Genomic DNA, 7,294 nt, shown 5'->3' with positions numbered 1-7,294 from the left:
ATTTCTTATCAATATAGATTTCAATAACTTATAGTTAGCTTCTATTAGCTTAACCTTTTATAGGAATCCTTTATTTAAGTCTGTTTATTAAGAAACATTTAGATAATTATTTCTTTCTTCTATAAGCTGTATCATCAAAAGGAAGTTTTTTTCTAAATTGACCATCAAATTTTAAATAAGCTCCTTGAGCTGCTGGAGCTGTTGGTATAGTTGTGATTTCCCCTACTCCTTTTGCGCCATAAGCTAAATCATTTGTATTCTTTTCAATTATTATAGATTCGATTTCTGGTATGTCTGTAGCTCTAAGTAATCCTAAGGTTCCAAATTTGGCAGTAGGAACAGAGTTATTTAATGGATAATCCTCTGTAAGTGCATATCCAAGCCCCATAACTACTCCACCTTCAATTTGTCCTTCTACATTAGTAACATTTATAGCTTTTCCTACATCGTGTGCTGCAACTACTTTTTCTACCTTTCCATCTTCATCAAGAATAACAACTTGAGTTGCATAACCGTATGCTACGTGACTTACTGGATTTTCTTTGTCAGAATTAATAGGATCTGTGATACCTTTATATTCTCCATAGAATTCTTCCCCTTCACACTCTTCTAGTGACTTAGTTAATAGCCTTTCTTTAAGCTTTAATGCTGCCACCCTTGTAGCTTCTCCAGTAAATACTGTTTGCCTTGATGCTGTAGTTGTTCCTGAATCTGGTGCAACCATGGTATCTGGTAAATCTAAAATTATCTGCTCTGGTAATAAATTAGTTGCTTCACATATTATTTGTGTAAGAATTGTTCCAAGTCCTTGACCTATACAAGCTGCACTAGTTCTTATGTGAACTTTTCCATCTATCACTACTAAATTACATCTACCAATATCAGGCAGTCCAACACCGATTCCTGCATTTTTCATACAGCAGGCTATTCCTGCATATTTATTATTTTCATATGCATCTTTTACAGCCATTATAGTTTCTTTTATAGCAGTTCCCTCATCTGCAATTTGCCCATTAGGCAATACATCTCCTGGTTTTACTGCATTTTTAAATCTTATCTCCCAAGGAGATATACCTACTTTTTCTGCTAAAAGATTTAAATTGCATTCTGATCCAAAAACTGACTGAGTTACACCAAACCCTCTAAAAGCTCCACCTGGAGGATTATTGGTATATACTGCTGTACCTTTTATCTCCACATTTGAACATCTATATGGTCCTGCTGCGTGAGTACAAGCCCTTTGAAGTACAGGTCCTCCTAGTGATGCATAAGCACCAGTATCTGCTATAATTTCAGCTTTAAATGCTGTTAAATTTCCTTCTTCATCACAAGCAGTGGTAATAGTCATTTCCATAGCGTGTCTCTTAGGATGAATCATTATACTTTCCTTACGGCTTAAAGTTACTTTTATAGGCTTTTTCATATGCCAAGCAAGTAGAGCAGCATGATGTTGTACACTCATATCCTCTTTTCCACCAAAGCCGCCTCCTACATATTTACTTATAACTCTTACTTTTTCACTTGGAAGTCCTAAAAGCTCAGAAATTTCCCTTTGTTCATCATATATCCCTTGAGATCCGGTATAAATAATAACCCCATCACCGTCTGGCATACCTATAGCACTTTCTGGTTCTAAAAAAGCATGTTCAGTAAAAGGCGTAGAATAATGATTTGTAACTATGTATTTAGAATTAGCTATGGCTTCATCTACATTACCCCTTTTTACTCTTTCCACTTTTAAAATATTTCCACTAGGATGAATTTTAGGTGCATTTTCCTCCATTGCCATAGAAGGACTACTTAAAGGTTTTAGCTCTTCATATTCTACTTTTATAAGATTAAGTATTTCTTTTAAAGCACTTTTACTCTTTGCTGCAACTAGTGCAACTGAATCTCCTACATATCTTGTTTCTTCTCCTACCGCTATTAAAGCTGGCCAATCTTTTGAGATATGTCCTATAAATCTCTTTCCCGGTATATCTTCTGCCGTAAGTACCGCTTCTACTTCTGGATGTTTTAAAGCTTCTGAAATATCAATGCTCTTTACTAAAGCTCTAGGATATTTCGTCCTTAAAGCAGAACCATAAACCATTCTCTCTACCTTCATGTCATCTACATATTTTCCAGTACCTAAGATTTTATCCTTTGCATCTATTCTTGGAATATTTTCACCTATTTTACCTTTATATTTTTCATCAGGCAAAATTCCACCATTTCTAAATGCTTCTGCTGCCATTTCAATAGCTTTTATTATTTTAACGTATCCAGTACATCTACAAACATTTCCTCTAATAGCAGCTTTAATTTCTTTTTTACTTGGATTTAAATTCTTATCTAAAAGTGATTTTGCACTTATAATCATACCTGGTATGCAAAAACCACATTGAACTGCACCAGCCTTTGAAAAAGCCCAAATAAACACATCTCTCTCTTTTTCTGAAAGCCCTTCAATAGTCAATATATTTTTTCCATCTGCTTTTGCAGTTGTAAATAAGCAAGCCCTCATAGCTTTGCCATCTACAAGTATCATACAAGCACCACATGCTCCTTCTGCGCAGCCATTTTTCAGCGAAGTCAAATTTTTATATTCCCTTAAATACTCAAGAAAGTTTATATCTTCTTCAATATTGGTTTTCTCACCATTTAAAATAAATTCAGACATAAGAGCTCCCCCCATAATTAATATATTTATATTTTATTACTCATAAAGAAACCTTTAGAATAGACTATATTTAAAAATTGAGAGCTGAAAGTTAAGAAGTTTTTTAGCCCTCAATTCTTTACTTTCAACTCTCAAATTAAATTTAATCTTATTTATTTAATGTAATAACTGTTCCTGTCTTACCTTCTAGTGCATTTACAGCACTGTAAAGTGAAGTTATTATAGCTTTATGGTTTGGGTTAGCTTTTGCGAACATTACTGCTGCCTTAACTTTTGGAAGCATTGATCCAGGAGCAAAATGTCCCTCTTCCATATATTTTTCAGCTTCTTCTACAGTAATATGATTAAGATCAGCTTGATTAGGTTTATTAAAGTTTATTGATACTTTTTCAACCTCTGTAAGTATCATTAGAGTATCTGCATTAACATCCTCAGCAAGTTTTTCAGCTGCAAGATCCTTATCTATAACTGCAGCAACTCCTTCTAATGATCCATCTTCTTTTTCAATAACTGGAATACCACCGCCGCCTGCTGCTATACATATAGTTGAATTCCATAATTCTTTAACTGATGAAATTTCTACTATTCTTTTAGGTGTTGGTGAAGCTACTACTCTTCTCCATCCCCTTCCAGAATCTTCTTTCATTACATAACCCTTTTCTGCTTGAAGTTTTTTAGCTTCTTCTTCACTATAAAAAGCTCCTATAGGTTTAGTAGGGTTTTTAAAAGCAGTGTCATCTTTATCAACTACTACCTGGGTAACAATTGTTGCCACTGGTGTATTCTTATTTCTATCAGCTAAAGCTTTTCTAAGAGATTGTTGAATATGATATCCTATATAACCTTGGCTCATAGCCCCGCATACATCAAAAGGCATAGATGGTGTAACATCTGCAGCTGCTTCTGATGCAAGTAGAATTCTTCCTACTTGTGGACCATTTCCGTGAACTATTGCAATTTCATATTTTCTGCAGCTAAGCTCCGCTATATACTCACAAGTCTTTTTAACTACTTCTAATTGGGCTTCTGCTGTCGCAGGGGTTCCAGATTCTTGAAGTGCGTTTCCACCTAATGCTATAACTAATTTACTTAACCCCATATCCTATACCCCCTACTATTTGTTAGCAAATTCTTTTACATAAGTTATTGGAATAAGTGCATACATTGCTGCACATTTTACTAATTCATCTTTCCAAGTTTTTTCATTAGGAGCATGAGCTTGATCTTCATGTCCTGGCCCAAATCCGATACATGGTATTCCATATCTACCCATTATAGAAACTGCATTTGTAGAGAATGTCCATTTATCAACTTTTGGTTCACTCTTGAATAAGTCTTCGTAGCATTTTACAGCTGTTTCACATGCTGGGTGATCTTCATTTAATACCCAAGTTGGGAAGAAACATTCTGTTGGATATACTAAACCAGTATATGAAGGTCTTTCATAGCTATACATTTCAACTTCAGCATTTGCAGCTTTAACTGCTGGTAAATTCTTAATTTGTTGAATTGCATATTCCCAAGTTTCACCATCAGTAAGTCTTCTGTCTACAGATATAGTACATCCATCTGCAACAGCACATCTTGAAGGTGATGAGAAGAATATTTCAGATACAGTTAAACTACCTTTTCCTAAGAATTCGTCACATATTAAGTTTTCATGTAAAGCTTTTAATTCATTTAGTATAGGACCCATTTTAAATATTGCGTTATCTCCTCTTTCTGGTGCTGATCCGTGGCAGCTAACACCGCGAGTTGTAACTTTTATTTCCATTCTTCCTCTATGTCCTCTGTATATATTTAAGGAAGTTGGTTCTGTAATTACAACAAATTCTGGTTTTATTTTGCTTTCATTGATTATATATTGCCAGCATAATCCATCACAGTCTTCTTCTTGAACAGTACCAGTTACTATTAATGTGTAATCATCTTCTAGTCCAAGATCTTTGATTATCTTTCCAGCATAAACCATAGAAGCCATTCCGCCTTCTTGGTCTGTTCCTCCTCTACCTATTATGATTTCATCATCTTCATAGCCCTCATAAGGATCATAATTCCATAGATTTCTATCACCTATTCCAACTGTATCTATATGAGCATCCATAGCTATAACATGTTTTCCATGACCTATATATCCTAATACATTTCCCATAGGATCTATTTCTACTTTATCAAATCCTACTTTTTCCATCTCTTCTTTTATTCTAAGTACTACTTCTTTCTCTTGACAGCTTTCACTTGGAATTCTAATCATATCTCTTAAGAATTTTGACATCTCTGGTTTATATTTCTCAGCTAATTTTAGTATTTCTTCTTTATTAATAGTTTCCATGTTAAACCCCTCCAAAAATTTCAAACTTAAATTGTTTCTAAATTAAAATCTTTTCCAAACTTCAGTTGCTAGTTCTCTGCTTCTAGCCATGATTCTTTCTTCATCAACATGAAGAAGTTTTCTATCTTCCATTAAAACTTTACCATTTATAATAGTTGTATCTACATGTCTTCCATTGATACCAAATAATATATGGCTGTTAATATTATTTTCATTAATTGGTGTTGGTGGATTATAATCTACTACGATTATGTCCGCTAGTGCACCTTCTTTTAAAATTCCAACTTTACCATCAATAAATCTTTCAGTAATTTTTCTGTTATTTTCAAATAACATCTCTGGAATTTCTCCCCATGCCACAGTTGAATCCTTAGCATGATGTTTATGAATAATGTTAGCAACTTTATAAGATTCAGTAACATCTGGAGTGTATCCATCAGTTCCTAATCCTAATAAAATTCCCTTTTTATACATTTTAAGCACTGGAGAAACACCTACTGCATTTCCCATGTTTGACTCAGGATTATGAACTACTATTGAATTCTTTTCTTTGATCATTTCCATTTCATCATCTGAAACATAAATACAATGTACTGCTATGGTTTTATCACAAAGAACTCCTGCATCGTACCATCTTTCTATAACGCCCTTGCCATACTTTTCTTTTGAATCTTCTAAATCTTCAATACCTTCTCCGCAATGAACATGGAAGCCTGTGTTTAAGCTTTTAGCTGCATCCACACATTTTTCTAAAGTCTTTTCAGAAATTGTCATAGATGCATGAAGTCCAAACATTCCTTTGATCATATCATCATTTTTATCATTGCAATATTTAATAAATTCTACATTTTCGTCGATGCCTTCTTGTGCAATTTTTTCTCCATCTCTATCAGAAGTTTCATAACACAAATTACTACGAATTCCCATTGTCTCTGCTGCCTCTGCTATTTTAAATAAGCTTCCTTTGACAGCATGAGCACTAGCATGATGATCAAATACAGTGGTTACACCATTTTTTATTTGATCCACCATAGGTACCATAGCACTATAGTAAACATCTTCTAAGTTCAATGCTTTATCTAATCTCCACCAAAGACCTTTAAGTATATCAGGGAATGATTTTGCTGGAGGGCTGTCATTAGCCATCCCTCTAGCAAAAGTACTATAATAGTGCATATGAGTATTTATAAATCCTGGCATTATAAGCTTGCCTTTTGCATCTATAAATTGGTATTCTTTATACTTATTCTTTAGCGTTTCAGTTGATCCAATTTCAATAATTTTACTTTTCTCAACAGCAACACATCCATTGTCTATGATTGGTCTAGTATTATCTCTAGTTATAACTTTTCCATTTCCAATCAACAACATATGATTCACCTCCCCAATTCTAAATATCCTTTATGACATATAGCTATATTTATTTATGAAAGTTTTAATCATATTTTCCATTTCATTTGAAATGACATTTAATTCACCAACGGTATAATCTACAACTTCAGCATTTTCTTTTCTAACTTTGCAGATTCCTTTATCTTTATCTATGATTAAAAATCCTTTGTTTGTACTATCTTCAAAGTCTTCTTTGCTCCAGAAAACTGTTGTTTTATCTTTATATGGATTTCCTTTATAAGGACAGAATATACCACAGTTACCACACTCATTGCACATTCCATCTAAGTGTATTATTTGATGTGAAGATTGGAAACCTTCATCCACATTAACCACTATATTTGCTCTATTAGGACAAACGTCTACACAAATTTCACATACCTTGTTACAAGATAGACATCTCTCTGATTCTTTTTCTAAACAATCAGAAGCTTTTAATATACCTTTCTTGTTATATGTTTCCTTTTCATTTGCAGTAAAGACTTTTTTATCAAAATCATTACTTAATCCTTCTTTTAATAAAATATCTTTAGATACCGCTTTACCATCAGCTATAGCTTTAACAATAGTAGATGGCCCTTCTTTCATGTCCCCAGTAACATATACATTATTAATGTTTGTCTCACAAGCTTTGTTTACCTTAGAGAAACCTTTAGAATCCGATTCTATTTTATTTTTTCTAAGTAAATCACTGTCTATTTGCTGTCCTACAGCAGAAATAACTGTATCTGCTTCTATCTCCACAATTTTGCCAGAACTTACAGGTCTTCTTCTTCCTGAAGCATCTTTTTCTCCTAATTTCATCTCTTCACAAATTAGTTTGGAATCTTTTATTGATATTGGTGAAAGTAATTCTTTAAATAATATATCTTCTGATTGAGCTAACTCTATTTCTTCTAAGCTAGCTG

Annotated in this window: 5 protein-coding genes; all 5 read right to left on the bottom strand. The window is 33.5% G+C overall.

Going from position 1 to position 7,294, the window contains the following annotated elements:
* Positions 1-106: 106 nt before the first annotated feature.
* Positions 107-2,662, bottom strand: a complete 2,556-nt coding sequence (xdh, locus tag B2W91_RS00390) for a selenium-dependent xanthine dehydrogenase (protein ID WP_291578269.1) — start codon at positions 2,660-2,662, stop codon at positions 107-109.
* A 148-nt stretch (positions 2,663-2,810) separates the two neighbouring features.
* Positions 2,811-3,761, bottom strand: a complete 951-nt coding sequence (gene arcC, locus B2W91_RS00385) for a carbamate kinase (RefSeq protein ID WP_291578267.1) — start codon at positions 3,759-3,761, stop codon at positions 2,811-2,813.
* Between the two features lie 15 nt (positions 3,762-3,776).
* Positions 3,777-4,994, bottom strand: a complete 1,218-nt coding sequence (locus B2W91_RS00380) for a YgeY family selenium metabolism-linked hydrolase (RefSeq protein WP_291578266.1) — start codon at positions 4,992-4,994, stop codon at positions 3,777-3,779.
* A 42-nt stretch (positions 4,995-5,036) separates the two neighbouring features.
* On the bottom strand, positions 5,037-6,365 hold the full coding sequence (gene ssnA / locus B2W91_RS00375) for a putative aminohydrolase SsnA (RefSeq protein ID WP_291578264.1): 1,329 nt from the start codon (positions 6,363-6,365) through the stop codon (positions 5,037-5,039).
* A gap of 30 nt (positions 6,366-6,395) precedes the next feature.
* Positions 6,396-7,294, bottom strand: an 899-nt coding sequence (locus B2W91_RS00370) for an FAD-dependent oxidoreductase (protein ID WP_291578262.1), incomplete at its 5' end; no start/stop codon positions are given.

This window comes from Clostridium sp. UBA6640 (genome assembly GCF_002455975.1).
Lineage (GTDB): Bacteria > Bacillota > Clostridia > Clostridiales > Clostridiaceae > Clostridium_J.
The sequence above is the reverse complement of the archived record's forward strand: the minus strand, read 5'-3'. Positions and strand labels throughout refer to the sequence as shown.

Excerpts from the sequence above, each read along its gene's own strand:
- arcC (WP_291578267.1), bottom strand. The coding sequence starts at position 3,761 with ATGGGGTTAAGTAAATTAGTTATAGCATTAGGTGGAAACGCACTTCAA.
- ssnA (WP_291578264.1), bottom strand. The coding sequence starts at position 6,365 with ATGTTGTTGATTGGAAATGGAAAAGTTATAACTAGAGATAATACTAGA.
- B2W91_RS00380 (WP_291578266.1), bottom strand. The coding sequence starts at position 4,994 with ATGGAAACTATTAATAAAGAAGAAATACTAAAATTAGCTGAGAAATAT.
- xdh (WP_291578269.1), bottom strand. The coding sequence starts at position 2,662 with ATGTCTGAATTTATTTTAAATGGTGAGAAAACCAATATTGAAGAAGAT.